The organism is Butyrivibrio sp. YAB3001 (assembly GCF_900112195.1).
Lineage (GTDB): Bacteria > Bacillota > Clostridia > Lachnospirales > Lachnospiraceae > Butyrivibrio.
In genome coordinates this window covers 44,814-62,869 of the sequence record NZ_FOKR01000011.1, presented here as the reverse complement: position 1 = coordinate 62,869, position 18,056 = coordinate 44,814, and the positions used below count along the sequence as shown (strand labels likewise).

At 42.3% G+C, this 18,056-nt stretch carries 19 protein-coding genes; 4 read left to right on the top strand and 15 right to left on the bottom strand.

Annotated elements, in window-relative coordinates:
* Positions 1–132: 132 nt before the first annotated feature.
* The 9 genes from BM086_RS12420 to BM086_RS12380 form a co-directional block, all read right to left on the bottom strand.
* Positions 133–2,709: a heavy metal translocating P-type ATPase gene (locus BM086_RS12420; RefSeq protein ID WP_092327062.1), complete on the bottom strand. Its 2,577-nt coding sequence runs from the start codon at positions 2,707–2,709 to the stop codon at positions 133–135.
* A gap of 41 nt (positions 2,710–2,750) precedes the next feature.
* Positions 2,751–3,065, bottom strand: a complete 315-nt coding sequence (locus tag BM086_RS12415; RefSeq protein WP_207650987.1) for a metal-sensing transcriptional repressor — start codon at positions 3,063–3,065, stop codon at positions 2,751–2,753.
* 201 nt (positions 3,066–3,266) lie between these two features.
* Complete coding sequence (locus tag BM086_RS12410; protein WP_092327057.1) at positions 3,267–5,636, bottom strand: histidine-type phosphatase; 2,370 nt, start codon at positions 5,634–5,636, stop codon at positions 3,267–3,269.
* Between the two features lie 168 nt (positions 5,637–5,804).
* On the bottom strand, positions 5,805–6,140 hold the full coding sequence (locus BM086_RS12405; protein ID WP_092327054.1) for an iron chaperone: 336 nt from the start codon (positions 6,138–6,140) through the stop codon (positions 5,805–5,807).
* Between the two features lie 32 nt (positions 6,141–6,172).
* Complete coding sequence (locus tag BM086_RS12400; RefSeq protein WP_092327051.1) at positions 6,173–7,264, bottom strand: aldo/keto reductase; 1,092 nt, start codon at positions 7,262–7,264, stop codon at positions 6,173–6,175.
* A gap of 38 nt (positions 7,265–7,302) precedes the next feature.
* Positions 7,303–7,611: a hypothetical protein gene (locus BM086_RS12395; RefSeq protein ID WP_092327048.1), complete on the bottom strand. Its 309-nt coding sequence runs from the start codon at positions 7,609–7,611 to the stop codon at positions 7,303–7,305.
* A 29-nt stretch (positions 7,612–7,640) separates the two neighbouring features.
* Positions 7,641–7,994: a hypothetical protein gene (locus BM086_RS12390; RefSeq protein ID WP_242952193.1), complete on the bottom strand. Its 354-nt coding sequence runs from the start codon at positions 7,992–7,994 to the stop codon at positions 7,641–7,643.
* Positions 7,994–8,545, bottom strand: a complete 552-nt coding sequence (locus BM086_RS12385) for an NUDIX hydrolase (RefSeq protein WP_092327045.1) — start codon at positions 8,543–8,545, stop codon at positions 7,994–7,996. Before BM086_RS12385 ends, BM086_RS12390 begins: the two co-directional genes overlap by 1 nt.
* Positions 8,546–8,704: 159 nt before the next feature.
* The gene (locus tag BM086_RS12380; protein WP_092327042.1) at positions 8,705–9,250 is read right to left on the bottom strand and encodes a helix-turn-helix domain-containing protein; all 546 of its coding nucleotides are present in this window, start codon (positions 9,248–9,250) and stop codon (positions 8,705–8,707) included.
* A gap of 252 nt (positions 9,251–9,502) precedes the next feature.
* Here BM086_RS12380 and BM086_RS12375 point away from each other — a divergent pair, with 252 nt between their 5' ends.
* From BM086_RS12375 to BM086_RS12365, 3 genes are read left to right on the top strand one after another with little or no spacing between them, the layout of a single operon-like run.
* Positions 9,503–10,237 carry a DUF4417 domain-containing protein gene (locus BM086_RS12375; protein WP_092327038.1) on the top strand — a complete coding sequence of 245 codons (735 nt, stop codon included), beginning with the start codon at positions 9,503–9,505 and terminating at the stop codon, positions 10,235–10,237.
* Positions 10,218–10,811, top strand: a complete 594-nt coding sequence (locus BM086_RS12370; protein ID WP_092327035.1) for a hypothetical protein — start codon at positions 10,218–10,220, stop codon at positions 10,809–10,811. The genes BM086_RS12375 and BM086_RS12370 overlap by 20 nt, the downstream gene beginning before the upstream one ends.
* The gene (locus BM086_RS12365; RefSeq protein ID WP_092327032.1) at positions 10,808–11,158 is read left to right on the top strand and encodes a hypothetical protein; all 351 of its coding nucleotides are present in this window, start codon (positions 10,808–10,810) and stop codon (positions 11,156–11,158) included. The genes BM086_RS12370 and BM086_RS12365 overlap by 4 nt, the downstream gene beginning before the upstream one ends.
* Before the next feature lie 47 nt (positions 11,159–11,205).
* Here the strand turns inward: BM086_RS12365 and BM086_RS12360 are convergent, their stop codons facing one another.
* From BM086_RS12360 to BM086_RS12350, 3 genes are all read right to left on the bottom strand, one after another.
* On the bottom strand, positions 11,206–11,889 hold the full coding sequence (locus BM086_RS12360; RefSeq protein WP_242952192.1) for an MT-A70 family methyltransferase: 684 nt from the start codon (positions 11,887–11,889) through the stop codon (positions 11,206–11,208).
* Positions 11,890–12,987 (bottom strand): RtcB family protein, encoded by a 1,098-nt coding sequence (locus BM086_RS12355; protein ID WP_242952199.1) that lies wholly within the window; start codon positions 12,985–12,987, stop codon positions 11,890–11,892.
* A gap of 350 nt (positions 12,988–13,337) precedes the next feature.
* A complete protein-coding gene (locus BM086_RS12350; RefSeq protein ID WP_141107747.1) occupies positions 13,338–13,550 on the bottom strand; it encodes a hypothetical protein in 213 nt (70 codons plus the stop codon).
* 300 nt (positions 13,551–13,850) lie between these two features.
* Here BM086_RS12350 and BM086_RS12345 point away from each other — a divergent pair, with 300 nt between their 5' ends.
* On the top strand, positions 13,851–15,134 hold the full coding sequence (locus BM086_RS12345) for an NAD(P)-dependent oxidoreductase (RefSeq protein ID WP_092327023.1): 1,284 nt from the start codon (positions 13,851–13,853) through the stop codon (positions 15,132–15,134).
* 256 nt (positions 15,135–15,390) lie between these two features.
* On the opposite strand, the gene BM086_RS20580 is transcribed toward BM086_RS12345, so the two are convergent.
* From BM086_RS20580 to BM086_RS12335, 3 genes are read right to left on the bottom strand one after another with little or no spacing between them, the layout of a single operon-like run.
* Positions 15,391–15,585 (bottom strand): hypothetical protein, encoded by a 195-nt coding sequence (locus BM086_RS20580; RefSeq protein ID WP_141107746.1) that lies wholly within the window; start codon positions 15,583–15,585, stop codon positions 15,391–15,393.
* A 51-nt stretch (positions 15,586–15,636) separates the two neighbouring features.
* Positions 15,637–16,275 carry a beta-phosphoglucomutase gene (gene pgmB, locus BM086_RS12340; RefSeq protein WP_092327017.1) on the bottom strand — a complete coding sequence of 213 codons (639 nt, stop codon included), beginning with the start codon at positions 16,273–16,275 and terminating at the stop codon, positions 15,637–15,639.
* Between the two features lies 1 nt (position 16,276).
* Entirely contained in the window at positions 16,277–18,046 is a 1,770-nt protein-coding gene (locus tag BM086_RS12335; RefSeq protein ID WP_092327014.1) for a glycoside hydrolase family 3 protein, read from the bottom strand.
* Positions 18,047–18,056 lie beyond the last annotated feature (10 nt).

Here is an 18,056-nt window from a genome sequence, read left to right as displayed (position 1 = left end):
TCACAACAAATGACCAACTGGTCATCCTGCAAAAAACTCATACTAAGCCCACCATTCATATCCTTTAAGATGAATGATGGGCTTTTCAAGACTTATTAGTCATATTATGAAAATTTTATGTACATATTTAATTTATGCAATTCCTGCGTATTCATAGCCTGCATCTGTTACAGCTGCCTTAATAAGAGACTCATCAACATCCTTAGAATTTGTGATAGTTACCATATTTTCCTCGTGGGAAGCAACAGCAGACTCGATTCCGTCTATAGCCTCAAGAGCCTTCTTTACATGAGCCTCACAATGTGCGCACATCATACCATTTACCTTAATTTTCATTTCTTTATTCTCCTTTTCTTTTTTGTCATTTAATTTTGTATCATCAACAGTCTGACCATTTGTTGACTGAATGATTTTATGATCAATCGGATTTCTTATAGCCTTGTCTTTGGTTCCATCATGCACTTTTATCCAATTAAGCCTTAGTGCATTAGATACTACGCAAAAGCTTGAAAGTCCCATAGCTGCTGCCCCAAACATAGGATTAAGCGTCCAACCAAAGGCAGCCACATAACAGCCTGCGGCAAGCGGAATACCGATGACATTATAGAAAAATGCCCAGAACAGATTCTCATGGATATTTCTGATAGTTGCTCTTGAGATTCTTATTGCAGCTGCCACATCGCGGATACTGCTCTTCATAAGCACAACGTCCGCTGCATCTATTGCAATATCAGTTCCTGCTCCAATGGCAATTCCCACATCCGCACGGGTAAGCGCAGGAGCATCATTTATTCCATCTCCGACCATGGCAACTTTTCCATGCTCCATGAGTTTTCTGATAACTGCCTCTTTACCATCAGGAAGTACTCCCGCTACTACTTCATCAACTCCGGCCTGCTCTGCAATTGCCTTTGCCGTGATCTCATTATCACCTGTCAGCATTACCACATGGATACCCATTTTCTTAAGCTCACTAACCGCCTGCGCCGTATCATCCTTTATGGTGTCAGCAACCGCAATTATTCCCATTAATTTGCTATCTTTTGTGAAAAGAACCGGTGTCTTACCCTGCGCTGACAGTTTATTCAAAGATTCTGTGCTTAAGGAATCGTGATTTTTAAGTACATCTGCTATAAATCGTGCATTTCCACCGGCAACAGATGCACCCTCAAGTTTTGCTTTTAACCCATTTCCGGATAATACCTCAAACTCAGTTGTATCAAGAAGCGCAATCCCATGCTCTTTTGCATGCTCAATGATTGCTTTTGAAATAGGGTGCTCACTTTTTGATTCAAGTGCATATGCAGCTGTAATTAGTTCATTTTCACTGATGCCATCCGCAGGGATTACATCTGTAACACGCATCACACCTGTCGTTATTGTTCCAGTCTTATCAAGTGCCACTATCTGAGTTTTTCCTGTAAGTTCCTGCACTGCCGCAGTCTTAAACAAAATTCCGCTCTTTGCGCCCACACCGTTTCCAACCATTATCGCAACGGGAGTTGCAAGTCCCAAAGCACAGGGGCAACTTATTACCAGGACTGATACCGCTCTTGCCATGGCATATCCAAAGCTTTGTCCAACCAATAACCACACAATAAAAGTAACAAATGCGATACCAATTACCACCGGAACAAAAACTCCCGATACTCTGTCAGCAATCTTGGCAATCGGTGCCTTTGTAGCCGCAGCATCGCTAACCATACGTATGATTCCGGCAAGAGTTGTATCCTCACCAACCCTGGTAGCTTCACATACCATATATCCGGAAGTATTGATGGTTGCAGCTGATACCTTATCTCCTGCCTGTTTTTCTACAGGAACGCTTTCTCCTGTAAGTGATGATTCGTTAACTGCGCTCTCACCCTCTTTTACAATACCGTCTACAGGTATGCTGTCTCCGGGTCTTACAACAAATCTGTCCCCAACCTTTACCTCTTCTACCGGGACAGTTTTCTCTATATCGCCATCAAGGATAACAGCGGTCTTTGGAGCAAGCTTCATGAGTGCTTTCAGTGCATCTGTGGTTTTTCCCTTTGATCTCGCCTCAAGGGTTTTCCCCACTGTAATAAGTGTCAAGATAGTTGCAGCTGATTCAAAATAAAATTGATTCATGTAGTACATGACCTGATCGTTGTTTCCATCCATCACAGCACCGGTCATAGCAAAAAGCGCATATACACTGTAGACATAGGACGCTGTAGCTCCAAGTGCTACCAGGGTATCCATATTTGGAGACCTGTGAATCAGCCCTTTAAATCCACTGATAAAAAACTTCTGATTTATAACCATGATAAAGCCTGCAATCAGGAGCTGATACAATCCCATCGCCACATGATTTCCATCAAGGAACTGCGGCAACGGCCAGTTCCATAACATATGCCCCATTGAAACATACATCAGGGGAATCAGCAGAATGACTGAAGCTATAAGTCTTTTTTTCAAAACCGGTGTTTCCGTATCTTTTAACGAATCTTCATAGTCTCCTGCAGTATTACCTGCTTTATTTGACTTTTTAAGGCTTGCGCCGTATCCGGCCGCCTCTACTGCCTTAATTATTTCTTCCGATGATGCGCTTCCCTCAACTCCCATGGAGTTCGTAAGAAGGCTTACAGCACAGCTGTCAACACCATCTATAGCATTTACTGCCTTCTCTACTCTGGCCTGGCATGCAGCGCAGCTCATTCCGGTTACATTGTATTGTTCCATATTTATTCCTTTCGCTGGTCTGACATTTGGAGACCAATTTATCACTTCATGAGTTTCTGGAGTGTGACAACAAGCTCGTCAATAATTTCATCATTTCCTTCACGGATATTGTCAGCCACACAGGTTCTCATATGATTAGCCAAAAGAACCTTGTTAAAACTATTGAGAGCACTGGTAATTGCAGATACCTGTATCAGGATATCAGTACAATATGCATCGTTTTCCAGCATTCCTTCTACGCCACGCACCTGCCCTTCTATCCTTTTTAACCTGTTCATCAGATCTCTTTTTTCCTTATCATCTCTATCTTTATGCTTACCGGAGCAATGCGGACAACAGCCATTCATTTCTTCCATATTGTTTTCGTTCTCAGACATATATTTCCTCCATCACAAATACCCCGCTAGGGTATATTGATTTTTTATCAATATATACCCTGGTGGGGTATCTGTCAATTACATTTTGCATAATTATATTTATTTAATAGATTTCTTTTCAAAAATCAGATGGTTATAAAAAGCAATCTTCTTAAATTCAGCCACCTGGTGCTTTTTTCTTTATGCTGCGTCTTTTGCCTCGTATTCTTCTACAAGGCTATCATAGGCCCCAATTGCCTTCTCAAAACGCTCCATTACATCCTCTGCCCGATACAGTCCATTTGCATCGGCATTTATTCCATTGAGCTTTAAAGTATAGATTCCTGGCGGATTCTCGTCATTTAAAAGAGATATCTGCTGAAGCTGCTGTGTCTTTTGATAAACCAGGTCAAGGCTGATGAATTCCTGACCATCATTATCTTTCCACTTGCTGATCACAAGTTTTCCTCCGATAGGTGTCTTCTTCTCGATAGTTCCCGGAAGGCTGTAATCCTCAACTTCAAGTGCCGAAAGAACGCTTGTCAGATTGGAGTCATGTCCGCACAGGAATGTGAACTGCCTGCCCTCTGTTGACAGCTCTTTTTCCAACTCTTCAAGAAGTGGATGTGCCACATTAACCGCAACTGATTGAACCGAAAACAGAACATCGCCGTATACATCCTTAACCTCTGATATTGTCTCCCAGTCTGCCTCTGAAAGCTCGTGGCCGAAAGCTGCCTTCACCGGATCCTGTTCCTCAAAGTATTGAAGCACCAAAGCATCAGATATCTGACACGCGGTCTTAAGTGAACCTTTCACCGAAGGCTCTTTTCCCTCTTCAAAAGAAAATTCAGAGTCATCAACGTTAAATCCTGTAAAGACACCCTTCTTGTAGTCATCTGATTCCTGAACATCAATGACCTCAGAAATAAGATCATAATTATCACTAAGACTAGCGATGGTATCATTATAGTTTTGCTTTATTTCATCCTCAGCATCCGCAGCGTAATCCTCTGATATATAGGTGAACACAGGATTGAACACGGGATCCATGGTGTCGAAGTCCATATGGTACTCAACCTGAGCGCCGGCAACAGGAAGAAGTCCCGCGGAAAAGAACTTTGCTGTGGCTATAGTTCTTTGCTTGGAATTGGCATATATGCGAACTGCTCCGTCTTCAGGCTGATAGTTCGGTTCAAAAAGCCCTTCTGCCTCAAGCCATTTTCTGAAGTACTGCCCCATCTCAGTCTCAAGGGTTCCGCCTCTTACTGAAAGCTGACTGGCCTGAGCCGACCAGTCAAACCACTTATTGGGAGTGATGGTATCCAGCGCAGATCCCTCGCCTGATAGCGGAGCGCGGATGTTATGCCTGCTAAGAACCACTGCCTGTTCAAGGGTATAGCCCTCACGTGAAAGAGCTGTAAGTGTGTTCTCATCTGTTTCCTCACTGCCGGTAGTTTCCTCGGCCTTAGCAGGGAACTCTACAATATTGCTACTGTCAGCAGACAATTTATATTCAGGCTCTATATACTGCTCGGCTGCTCTTTTGATTGGCTCAGGATAGATTTCCAGAAAATCGTTTTTCATGGAAATGGGAACATATCCCTTCTCTGCGTAGGCTGCGGATTTTTCCGCCCAGTCCTGCTTACCCCATTCCCGTACATCATCATCTGCAACTACCATGTATGCTTCTGAAAGGTAGGGATTTCTTTTATCCAGCGCATAATTCATCATACTGGTGTCACTGCCGCTATTTCCAAAGGCAAGAACAGGATACCTGCCTATTTCACGCTCAATCCAGATAGTCTTATTGGCGTTTAGGTTCTTCTGAACAAATCCACCGGTGAAAACAAGCTCATCTCCGTCAGCATACTTGAAATCCATATTGGAAGAGCTATCTTCGTAGCCCTTTACCTTAACCTCAAACTCAGTTCCAATCACATGGGCCGGGTCAACATAATCTTTTATAGGAGAATTGGCAACAATGGCTCTTGTAGTAGTACGCTCTGTACCACTGACCACATAGATAGTAAAGTCGTTGTCATAGAGATATTTCACCACTTCAACCATTGGTTCATAAAAGCCGTCAATGTAGCGCATGTTCTCGAAGCTGTCAGTCTCTTTCTTTCCGAATTCAACAGCATAATCATACAGTTCCTTTACGGTCATGCCGGCGTAGGCCCTGGCAAAATTTCTTGCCAGCTCCTCTCCTGCTGTGTAGCCAGGCTGTATCTCAAGCGCAGCTGCCTTTAGTTCGTCAGAAACTCTCTCCGGATGATCAATGAGGCAATAATTGATGAACATCATGGTATCGTAGTAAGTATAGTAAGTTTCACAGGTGAGGGTTCCGTCCATGTCAAATACGGCTATACGATCCTCAACCGGAATAAAATTCTCTGTATCCTTTTTGTTGGTAACCTTTGTCACATAGTTTCTCAGACTTTCCGCCGCCTGGGAATTTGCTGCCCAGTATGTTGAAAGGGCCTTAGTATTCCCCTTCCCACATCCTGTGATCCCAATGCAGCTAATCAGCAGTGCTGCCACTAGGATAATTGATAGTGATCTTTTCATAAGTCGTCCTCCTCCATCTATTCATCATTTATAAATGTTCAGTTTATCGACTGCCATCTCTTCAATTATCCTATACATTTGTGCACTAAAATATTAAATAAGAATAAAATCTGCAAATCATTTTCCAAACAATCCTAGCCCTTCATTTTTAAGAAGTCATCATAAAAATCACTTCCTGTTGTTCTCATAACTCCATCTGGCTATGTCTGCAATAAGTTCAAGTGGCAGGTCTTTATCATTAGGGAGCTGTATTGCTCCCTTACTTGTTTTGTATTCACCCAGCTTATCCGCAAATGCCTCTATTGCCTCAGGTCCCGGATACAATCCTATATGTTTCTTGGCAGGAGCAAAATGTATTATATTTCTTCCCTTCCAAAACGTAGGCATTCCCCAGGTTAACCGTTCTTCTGCATCAGGTATTGCATCGTGAATTGTATTATAAATCAATTCCAGTTTTGGCTGAATTGTCTTATCTTGCTGACTTATATATTCTTTTATTGACATAATCACCCCTATTATTATCGGATAAACTCGACTCACATCATAAAGTTTGCTATCTCTTTCATCCTGCTAATCTGATCTACCCCGAACGGGCATCTGCTGTTGCAGTGACCACATGATATACAATCGGATGCATTCTTTTCCAGAGTTTTATAATGCTCTATTGCAAGAGAGTCTCCAACCTTAGTAAGATCATAGTATTTATTTACAAGACCAACATCTATTCCTGCGGGGCATGGCTTGCAATGATTACAGTACACACACTTACCTGCAGCCTGGGACGGAGCAAAAGTGCCTATGATAGAATAGTCCAGCTCTTCCTCTGACTTGTCATAATACGAAAGAAGTTCATCTACTTCTGCAACACTCTGAGCCCCCGGAAGGACTGTCAACACGCCAGGTTTATCCAGACAGTATCTGATACACTGGTAAGGAGTCAGTGCCTGTCCAAATGGAGATTGCCTGGCATCAAGGAGCTGCCCTCCGGAAAAAGGCTTCATGACAGAGATTCCAACTCCCTCTTTTTCACAGCGCTTGTATACTTCTGCTCTCTCATCCACGCCGCCATGAGCATAATCTCCCTGCCCATAGTCATACCCCGGGTTGATAGAAAACATAAGCATATCAATGTCTGCATCATCCATGATCTTCTGTATGACTGCCGGAGTATGTGATGATAAGCCGGTATGCTTTACAACACCCTCAGCTTTCATCTGCTGGAGATAGTCATATACCCCATTTCTCTGATAAGTTTCCCAATCTGAAAACTCATCCTGGCAATGTATGAAGCCATAATTTATATAATCAGTCTTTAAATCATGAAGCTGTTTATCAAGAGACCTTTTGACGGTATCAAGGTCAAGTGACCATCCGTAGGTTCCCCTTGAGTAATCTGCCCCGAAGTGTATCTGATATAGAATATTGTCCCTGACATCTGATAGCGCTTCTCCATACATAGGAAAAGCACTCCCATCCCCGGCGGCCATATCAAAATAGTTGATTCCGCTTTCATAGGCATGTCGAATTGTTTTCACCGCAGTGTCAAATCCTGCCTCAAATATATATGCCGAACCAAATCCTATTTCACTTATCTTGTCTTTTGTTTTCTTATTTTCTCTATACTTCATATAAGCTCTCCTGTGTTTTCACACTCACTAAGTCGGATTTACCAATCCAACGAGTTCATAACCTTTCCAATGCTGTCATGGAAAACAAGATCTGCTTTCCCTTCCATTTTGGTCTTTCCCTTATTGATTATCACCATATATTTTTCATGATACATATGCGCAAGCTGAGCTGCAGAGCCTACTTCAAGAGTGCCGCTTTCGGTAGAAACACCGGCACCACCAAGGAATACGATGTGCTCTGATTCCCAAATCAGTTCTGTAAAAGCATTTATCTTCTGTTCCGGTGATAAGGATCTGAAATACTTTTCCTTTTCACGCTGTGAATCAAACTCTGGTATCATTGCCATACAGTTCCTCATACATCCGCATCAATTTCTCACATAATGAGTCGCATACAGTTTCTCAATATACTCATTCCCGGTCTTACTAAATCTAAGCTGCACAGTACTTTTTTCTTTTTCCCCCACTGCTTATAAAATGTAAAACTCGGCTTCAAGTTATTCTTTGCAGCGTACCGCTTCATTTCCTCAAGAACACCTGCAAGTTTCTTCAGGTTAATCTTACAGACCTTTTCAAGATATGGAACCTGACCATTCCGCCATCTCTCATAGTCCTCTTTTGACAAGATCCCCACATCCATAAGAGTCTGTACAGCTGTGGCATAACCTGTTGTCTTCACCTGATGATACATAGAGCCATTTACTTTATTAATCAATTCTGCCTGATTCATTAATCCGCACCAAGATACTTCATGAGTGTTTCAAGCCCTTCCATCGGAACACAGAATGTTCCATCTCTGTGGATGCATCCTTCTCGGACCTCATATATGTCAAACCATTTAACTTCATCTACCTCTTCTTTCTGAAGAACAAGGTTGTCGATATCAACCGGCTTTTCATACACATAAACAAAAGCCACTTCATTGTCCCGGAATGGCTTTCCATGAAACTCCATCTCATAATTGATATGGAACTTCCCCGCAAATGTCAGGTCTCCTTCGTTTGCCATTATTCCAAGTTCTTCATGAAGCTCTCTCTGAGCGGATTCCAGCGGATCGTCCCCTGCCTGGATATGCCCTGCGGAGGAAGTATCATACATGCCTGGAAAAGATTCTTTTTCACCACTTCTCTTCTGAAGAAGCACTTGATAACCATCGCCGACCTTTCTTACAATCCAGATATGCGCTGTTCTGTGAGCTATCCCCTTATCATGAGCTTCACTCCTGCTTATGGTTTTACCTGTGGGTATTCCGTTGTCGTCTGTTATATCAAAAAAATCCATTATTCACTCTTTCACAAATACTTATTTTATATACCGATGAAAATTGTCAACCCTTTCTTCCAATTACATTGATCCACTATTCACTTTCCCTTCCGGGTCTGCTATCAGAGCCAATCTCATTATGGACTACTTCAAATCCTGCATCCTATGGCACCCCTATCATTTTTTGTGTTTAATTTCTTTTTCAGATTCCTGCTTCTCTATCTCTTTATTAATATCGCTAGCGACAGACGAAAGTATCATCTCCAGATATGCCTCCGGATCCGGAAAAGTATCTTTTTTTGCCTTATAATCATTTAGGCTCACTATAAGGCGTTTTATCTGCTCAGGAAATTGTCTTACAAACAAAAAGTATCCATTATTCTCATCCATTGTTGGAAAAACTGAATAACGCAGATTCTCATGGTACCAAACCACGCCTTTATCCCACAAAAGATATACAGCATTAACTATCTTTCTTCCATCGTCATCTACTGTGGTTATAAAAGCATTATTTTCATCACCATAGTACAGACGATCAATACTTACTTTGAGTGCTGAAGCTATCTTCGCAGTCGTAACCAAATTAGGTATTTTATTGCCTCTTTCGTACTCGCTAATCATAGTGTTAGACATGCCACATCTATCCGCAAGCTGCTGTTGAGAAAGACTTTGATCTTTTCTGACATTTTTTATATTCTCGCCAATATGTTCTTCATAGCTCATTACATCCTTCTCCCTTCCTATATCTTTAACTATATATTATTCCACCGTTCGATATATTTGTACACCGATAAGTATAATTTATTTCATCTTTCTCACTAATGCATTACTCAATCGTAGTACAAGGAAAACCTTAGCAGGATTGACAGAAGTGGGAATTTTTAAACTTAATTTCACCTGTCACAATTATAAACAGAAAAGCACTTGGGCCCATGTGTTTCAACATCTGCTATTAAATTCAGAAAGGAGAAGCACATGAATAATGCTAAACAAATGCAACCCAGATCAGGTTGCCATGACATGTGGAATGCATTTATGGTTAAGAACGCCACCTTTGCTCCTGGAAGTGATATCCCTTATTGCGTTTCTACAGAAACAATTCCGCAAGAACTAATCTCATATGAAGACGCTAAAGCTCTGTACAAAAAGCATATTCGCTCCGGCAACAAAGACTTTCATGTCAATGCATTTATACACTTCTTTATCGATGATCAAAAGTTTGATGGAAAAAGAAGTAGCATCTGGACATATCCTGAAAAGGCCTTAGAAATAATCTGCCATTTTGCAGGTATCATTTCTCCGGATTTTTCTACCAATGCAGACTTTCCGGATCCATGGAAAAGATTCAACACCTATCGCATGAGAGCATTTGGTTGTTGGATGAACTCACTGGATATACCTGTCATAAATTGTGTACGTTGGGGAACATATGAGACTTGGAGCTACTGTTTCGACGGAATCCCTGTTGGAAGTAATCTTTGTATTGGAACAGTAGCCAGCGGAATACGTAAGCTCAATAATCGTCCTCTGTTTGAAGACGGGCTTAAAAAATTAGCTACTGTTATCAAACCCTCAAAGATTCTGGTGTATGGTTCATCCAACTATTCGATTTTTGACTTTCTTCGGCAATGCGGTATCGAGATAATCTCCTTTGACAGCAAGACATGTAAAGCTTATAAGGAGGTGCACCATGAGCAAAGCAAACAGTAATCACTTTACTGGTACTATCGGTTCCAAGCTCTCTCGTGCTTTTGCCTCAGACGGCAGTTCCAATATCACAATCCCATCAGAAAGTGATATCATATCTAGTAGAACCAGAGGCTTGGACTTAAGGGATCATCCTCTTAAATACAAAGAATTATCCCCCAAGCAGCGAAGCAGCCTTCGCAAAAAAGTTGCCAACAGGACTATTACAAGAACTGAATATCATACTTATCAGAGCAACATCAGGCTTAACAAAAGACGAAATTCTGGCATTGATAAATTTTGGAAGGAAGAAAAGAAGCGCCTAATTAGCAAGCTTCCCACCACCAGGCAATGGACTCCTGAACAAGCCAATGATATCCTGCACGGAAGACGTCCTAAACATAATGGCAGAACTCTTCATAGCCATCACACATACAGTGTCTCTCATTATCCACATCTTGCAAATCAAAGTGGTGTGATATTCCCTGCTACTTTCAGAGAACATTTTTATGGATGGCATGGAGGCAACTTCAAAAACTCAATACCAGGCAAACCAATCAACGCAAACCTATTACACAAACAGAGGAAAACAAAATGAATCAAAAAGACTTAGATGATTATATTTTTTTAAAGATTGTAGCTTATGACTCCCTTTCAAAGTGTATTAGCATTCTAAGAAAATACACCTCCGCTTCAATGGGAGAGATAAAAGAAGCGATTGAATCAAATGACTTCGTATACTCAAGCGAACACATCAGCCACCCCGGCGTAAAAAAATTGGCTAAATGCTATGACGAACTCACTGCTGCTGGTGCCACAGTAGAAATATATGAGTTAGGTATGCTATGTTCCCGGGAAATAATTGGTAATCTCATTGAATCACATGCACAAACAGAACGCGAAGTAGAAGAAGATATTGAGCGTGAACTGGCAAAAGATGACTAATAAACCACGCGGGTGATGTTTTCTATGCATCACCCGCGTATTTTTAATCACGCTGCCAACTCCAAATCACTCTCCACTTCATTCCCCCAACTATCCCAGCCCGGAGTTTTCTGTCTTGCAAATAGTTCCACTCGAGGTACATCACCGACAAGCTCCACGATCCGGTCGCGAGTCTCTGCTGGCTTTTTACTGTGCTGCTCGATGTGACTGATGATTACCTGATGGACCGCTCTGCCAATTCGTTTTGGATGTCCTTTGGTGGCAAGCAGACAGATTTCTGCATTGGATCTTGTCCAATAGCCCATACCCCAGAAAAGAGAATCGCATTTCTTATTCTGCTTCACCCAAACAAATGCAACTGTTTTATAATCAAAGCCCCATGCCTTTATGACATCAAATGCTCCCATGAGATTCGGAAATGTTATCTTGTCTTCCGTAATCTTCTCATCCACTTCATCAGGCTCTTCGATTATGCTTACATCTACAAACCAGTTCTTTCTCTTGTGACCCGGTCTGTAGCCACTCTTGCACACCCATTGCATTGTACCTTCAAGGGCTGACAAGTCCTGTTCTGAAGTAAAAATAATTGATGAATAGGCTCCTTCTACCTCTCCTTTCACGCCTGTAATCATCTCTATATCCGGAAATTCCTTTTGTAATGCTCTGAAAATGCCGCCTACAGCTGCACTACATTCAACTGGGCCCATTCCAGAGCTGATCTGTAATATCATTTAGGCATTGCCTCCTTTGTAGTTATAAACCAGCTTAAGGAGCTTTGTGATCTCAACAGTCTCCTTTACAGCCTCTTTAATGTAATCAATATCCCTGTAAGCAAAGGGTGCCTCATCCAGTGTGTCCTTGCTGATGCAGCTTGTATAAATTCCCTTCATGGAAGCTTTAAACTCAGACACTGTGTGGCTGGTTGTAACCTTCTCTCTTGATGAGATTCTTCCAGCGCCATGAGGTGCTGAGCTGTTCCACTCAGTGTTTTCCTTTCCTACGCCAAGGATTACGCCATCTCTCATATTTACTGGTATGATCACCTCCTGATTCTCCTTAGCGGAGATGGCACCTTTTCTAAGGATAGCTGCTCCATTTGTCTGCTCAATGTAGTTATGGATGCAGCTCTTTTCATCTGTTACCTTCCACTTCATTCCCTTGCAGATTTCCTTCATAATGATGTGACGATTGAGCTCAGCGTATTCCTGAACAACCTGGATATCATGAAGATAGTCTGAAAGAAGCTCATCTGTAAGGTAAGTAAGTTCATATGGAACACCCTCTTTTCCATGTTCCATTAAGTACTTGTGTCCCTTATCCATGTAATACTCAGCAACTTCCTTGCCAAGGTGACGACTGCCACTGTGAATGATCAGATATCCCTCTCCGTTCTCGTCTGCATCAAGCTCAATAAAGTGGTTTCCTCCGCCAAGAGTTCCGATACTGAGCATTGCCTTATCATCTCTGATGTGCTTAAAGCAGTTGAGTCTTCCGAGGTCAAAATCTGATGCATCCCTGTGAACATTGTTTCTTACCTTGAATCCAACCGGAACGTTGTCTCTGATGACTGTGTCGAGCTTCTGGAAATCCTTTCTGATCTTTCCAATCTTTACCATGCTCATACCACAGCCAATGTCGATTCCGATAAGTGCAGGAAGAACTGCGTCTGTCACTGTCATTGTGAGACCGATAGGTCCAACCTTTCCAGGGTGAACGTCAGGCATTACACGGATCTTGCTACCCTTTGTAGCTTCGATGTCGCTGATCATCTGTACCTGAGCAATCGCATACTGGTCAACATTTCCATCAGCAACATCCCCCATGCACATGATCATGGCATCTGAATATTTTCCTTTTACTGGTATCAAAATAAAACCTCCGCCTAAGGTGCTTGTGTAAATGAGTACACAAAAACACCTCTAATCTTCAGAGGCCTAAAGTCTTGTCCTTATACCAGTCCTTTTTCTTTGTGTGAAATAGTTTTAGAAATAAAGACGGCGGACAATCATGCCCCTGTTGTCTATTGTTGCTATGTTGTTAGTATTCATCGTGTGTTTCATGATCGTCCTCCTTTCTTGAAATTCATTTTGAATCATGAAAAATCTTTGTTTGTTGTTTCTGATAATACACTATCATATATATCGGACATTATGTGTCCATGTCAACAAAAAAATTAAAGTTATTTATTATCAGCCTCTAATATCTCCGCAATATCAGATCCATAAACCTCTGCTATATAGAGCGCAGCCCCAGTAATTGTCTTATCCAGTATGGCATCCGTCAATTCCGATATATCATTTATAAAAACATCATAAGTATAATAAATACATCTGCTGTCTCTCGAAAACAATAACCGTCCATAATCAAGACTCTTAAGGGCCTGTCTAGACACATACTCTTCGATAGAATCCACGTTTGTTTCAACATCATCTGCAAAAGGATTTGCATGGCTTTTGAATCATACGAGGAAAAAGTATCGGAAATACGTTGGCAATAATTTAAACCCGTAATAAGAGAGTAAGTTGTTAGGAGCTTTACAGAGAGCCGTCCCCTTGTTCCAAACCATCCCCTTGTTTCAAAACGTCTCCCTATCCCACACTTCAAGAAAATCAATAAACGCTCCATGAAAAGGGGTATTTATTGATTTTCTTTACATATAGAATAATCAAAAAAGAAAGCGGGGGATTATTCTATGTCAGTACATGTTATCGATGAAGCAAATCGTTGCCTTCAGTGCCCTAATCCAAGGTGCAGGGAGAATGGCTGCCCGATTCACACAAATATTCCGGAGATGATACGTCTTTTTAAGGAAAATCGCATGCTTGAAGCGGCTCAGATGCTCTTTGAGAATAACCCGCTTTCTATGGTATGTTCGCTTGTGTGCAATCACGAGAACCAGTGTGAGGGCAATTGTGTCAGAGGAATCAAGGGTGAGCCCATTCACATATCATCAATTGAGAATTATATTTCCGACTCATGTTTTGAGAGGCTTGAACTTAAGCCTGCTCCGGCAAACGGCATGAAAGCGGCAGTTATTGGCGCTGGGCCGGCAGGGATCACTATCGCAATAATCCTGGCACTCAAGGGATACTCGATCACAGTATTTGAGACTCATGACAAGATTGGCGGAATACTTCGCTATGGCATTCCCGAGTTCAGGCTTCCCAAGTCTATCCTGGATAGATATTGCAAAAAGATGCGGGAGCTTGGCATCAAGTTCAGACCCAACTTTGCGATTGGCGGTTCTACGGGAATACAGGATCTTCTGAATGATGGCTACAAGAGTGTGTTTATCGGAACCGGTGCCTGGAAGCCGAGAAAGCTGGGCGTTCCGGGAGAGACTTTTGGAAATGTTTTCTATGCTATCAACTATCTCAACAATCCTGATGTCTACGAGCTTGGCGACAAGGTTGCTATAATCGGTGCAGGCAACGCAGCTATGGACGTAGCCAGAACTGCCATTAGGCATGGAGCAAAAGAGGTTGTGGTATATGTAAGAGGTGATGAGGTCAGCGCATCCAAAGCAGAGTTCGAATATGCCAAGGTAGACGGCGTTAAGTTTGAATACAGAAAAGCCATTGTCAGGATTGAGGACGAGGGTCCGGTGTTCTGCGATATGGTACCTGATGAGGAAAAGCTTGCACAGCTTGAGGCAGAAGGAGCAGATACTCAAAAGACTCCGCTAAAGGTCCTTGCAGATACTGAGCATCTAATTCCTGCAGACAGCATCATGATCGCTATTTCACAGGTCCCGCAGGACAGGATTGTTACTCATGAAAAAGAACTGAAGCTCAACGAAAAAGGAAATCTTGCCACAGATTCCAAGGGTGAGACATCCCTTCCCGGAGTATTTGCATCAGGTGACGTCGTTACCGGTGCTAAAACCGTTGTGGCAGCTGTCGCTGTATCCAAGCAGATCGCCGAGGACATGGACCGATACATGATGGGACAGAGGGGCGGTTCCAATGTCATTTAGATAAGAAAAAGATGTGACAGAGCAACAAGCATGATATTGGAAGTGTCTACGTGAGACACTGCTCTTTATTAGTAGTAGAACACGTAAAAACAAACAGATATTTGGAAAAAATACGTGAGGAGAGGTTTGTTAACGGGATGTATCACGTAGAATGCCATAAAATCATAGCGAAACTACGTGATAACAGTCTAAAGATAAAGCGGTGTCACGTAGATGTCCACGCTACTGTATAATCTGAAGAACGTAGCGTGCCTATTTAGCATTTTCTGCATTTTTTATCTAAATGACATTGGGGCGATTCTTTTGTCCCATCCGGCAGATAAAGTGTGGTTAGGAACAAAGGGCTGTCTTCTTCCCTATCGCGACGAAGCTCCTCCTGCCTGCGTTCAAACTCTCTACGCTCTTTCTTGTTCATGCAGCCTACGAGTTTATTGTACTGACCATCTGTCAATCTTGTGTTTCTCTTCTTTAAGCACAAAGCTGCCAAAGAGAAACTTTACCATTAAACATACTTTAGAATGTCCTTAAAGCTCTCTAAATGATATGTGGCCTTTCCATAGCTTTCTGCGCTCCCGATACCGGCACTGTAAAAACCGCCCGATACCGCAGCATCTATGCCGGCTTCAGCATCTTCTATAACAAGGCAGTCCTTCGGCTCTTCTGCAAGGAACTGGGCAGCTTTTAAGAACACTTCCGGATTGGGTTTGGATCTTGTGATATTGGTGCCATCACTTATGGCGTCAAAGAAACCTTCCAGCCCGATCTGTTTTAATATGAACTTGGTATTTTTGCTCGAAGATCCGATGGCAAGCTTAAGTCCCCTGTTTCTAAGCTCCTTTAACGTCTCTCTGACCTCCTCCGAGAGGTCTTTTTCAGACATATTTTCAAGACTCTTTCTGTAGATGTCGTTCTTTTTTCCGGCGAACTTTTCCTTTTCATCCTTTGAGAACTCAGGTCCTGAATATTTCTCCAGTATGATCTCAAGAGAATCCATTCTGCTGACGCCCCTTAGCCTCTCATTGATAGTCCTGTCAAAGGGAATATTCAGCTCATCTGTCAGCTCCTTCCAGGCAAGATAATGGTATTCATCGGTAAAACAGATAACTCCGTCCAGATCAAAAATTATGGCCTTATATTTCATATCAGATGTAATCCTTTCCGCACAGGGGATCAATGGGACTTACTCCCATAAACTCAGATCTGCCCATTATTTTCTCTACAGTTGCATCGACAAAATCCGCACCTGCGCTGTAGGAATTAATATAAGTCCCGATCATGGGAGCATCAAACAGATGATATGGATACGAAGTCGATATCATCATCATAGGTATTTCTGATGCATGCCAGGGCGCATCATCTCCAAGCCCAAACACTACGTTCCAGTTGAGTCGCAAAGTAGTGTTATTTGAAGCATTTTCCATATTGCAGACATATAGATACAGATCAAAGGATTCCTTCATCTCAGCAACACTTCTGTACATCTCATGTAAAAGAGCCTTCTTCTCATCAGGCAGTGATGCCGGATCCATAAAATCAGCCGGGACAATTTTAACACGTCTGTCCCTTACCGTAACTTCAAACCCTTCTTCTTCCAGCTTATCCTTCCACATCTTTACAAATGCGCTCTCCGGGTCCATTTCCTTGTCGATCACATTTAGGTATATCCTCCGGTATTTCTTCGGACTTAACGGCAAAAGAGCTTTCTCGTCCCTCACAAGAGTGACAGCCTTATCAGCCACCTCTTTTGCCCACATTCTGTGTTTGCTGCAGCCAACAACTGATAACTCTTCTTCCATAGGGACAAGACTTCCGTTTTTTTGTTTCTCATGAAGCCCCAGGGATGCCTTTGTTGCAAGGATTCTCAGCACTGCCTCATCAAGTCTTTTTACGGACAACAAACCACTGCCAATACCCTCAAGCATGAAACCGTAATCTTCTTCAAGGCTCTTGTTGAACAAAATCATGTCGCAGCCGTTTTCTATGGCATTCGGTATGGCAATATTTCTGGGCATTGCACTGGTAAATCCTACCATGGGAGTGGCATCTGTGGTTATAAGGCCATTAAAGCCAAGACGTTTTCTGAGAAGACCTCCAAGAAGTTCCTTAGAAAGAGATGCCGGCATCAACATGCTTCTTCTGTCAGCATTATTGTTAATCTCTTTTACATAAGCCGGCTGGGCAATATGGCCCACCATTACAGTCTTTGCTCCCTTGTCTATAAGACTTTTATAGATATATCCAAAGCTGTCATCCCACTCTTTTACAGACAGAGAATTGACACTGGTAAGGATATGCTGATCTCTTTCATCTATTCCATCTCCGGGGAAATGTTTTATTGACACGGCAACATTATTTTCATCTGCACCATCCATATAGCGTGAAGCGAAGGAAACTATCTTCTCCGGGTCATCGCCAAAGGTCCTGACGTTTGTTATCGGATTATGAAAGTCTCTGTTGATATCCACGATAGGAGCAAAAGACCAGTTTAGTCCCAGTGCTGACCCTTCCCTGCATGCAACATACCCCATCCTGTAGCCGTTTTCAGGATCCGCAGTTGCTGCAACTGCCATTGGCTTGCCAAAAGATGTCCCCTCTACTGCCAGTCCATCTCCACCACTCTCCGTATTAGCGGCTAATAAAAGCGGAATTTTGGCCATTGACTGTATTTTTCTGTGAGTATCCTGAATCTCTTTTGCTCTCCCACTTCTGTACATCATCCCGCCAACACCAATTCCACTGACGATTCCGCGAAGAACTTCATCTTCACTGCTAAATCCCATAGGACAAAAAACCTGTCCGCATTTTTCCTCAAGGCTCATGTCCTCAAAGGTCTCTTTTACCCAATTTATGGCACTCTCGTCAAGAAAAAACGGATTCCCCGTATAATCGATTTCATAATTATCAAATGTCATATCAAACTCT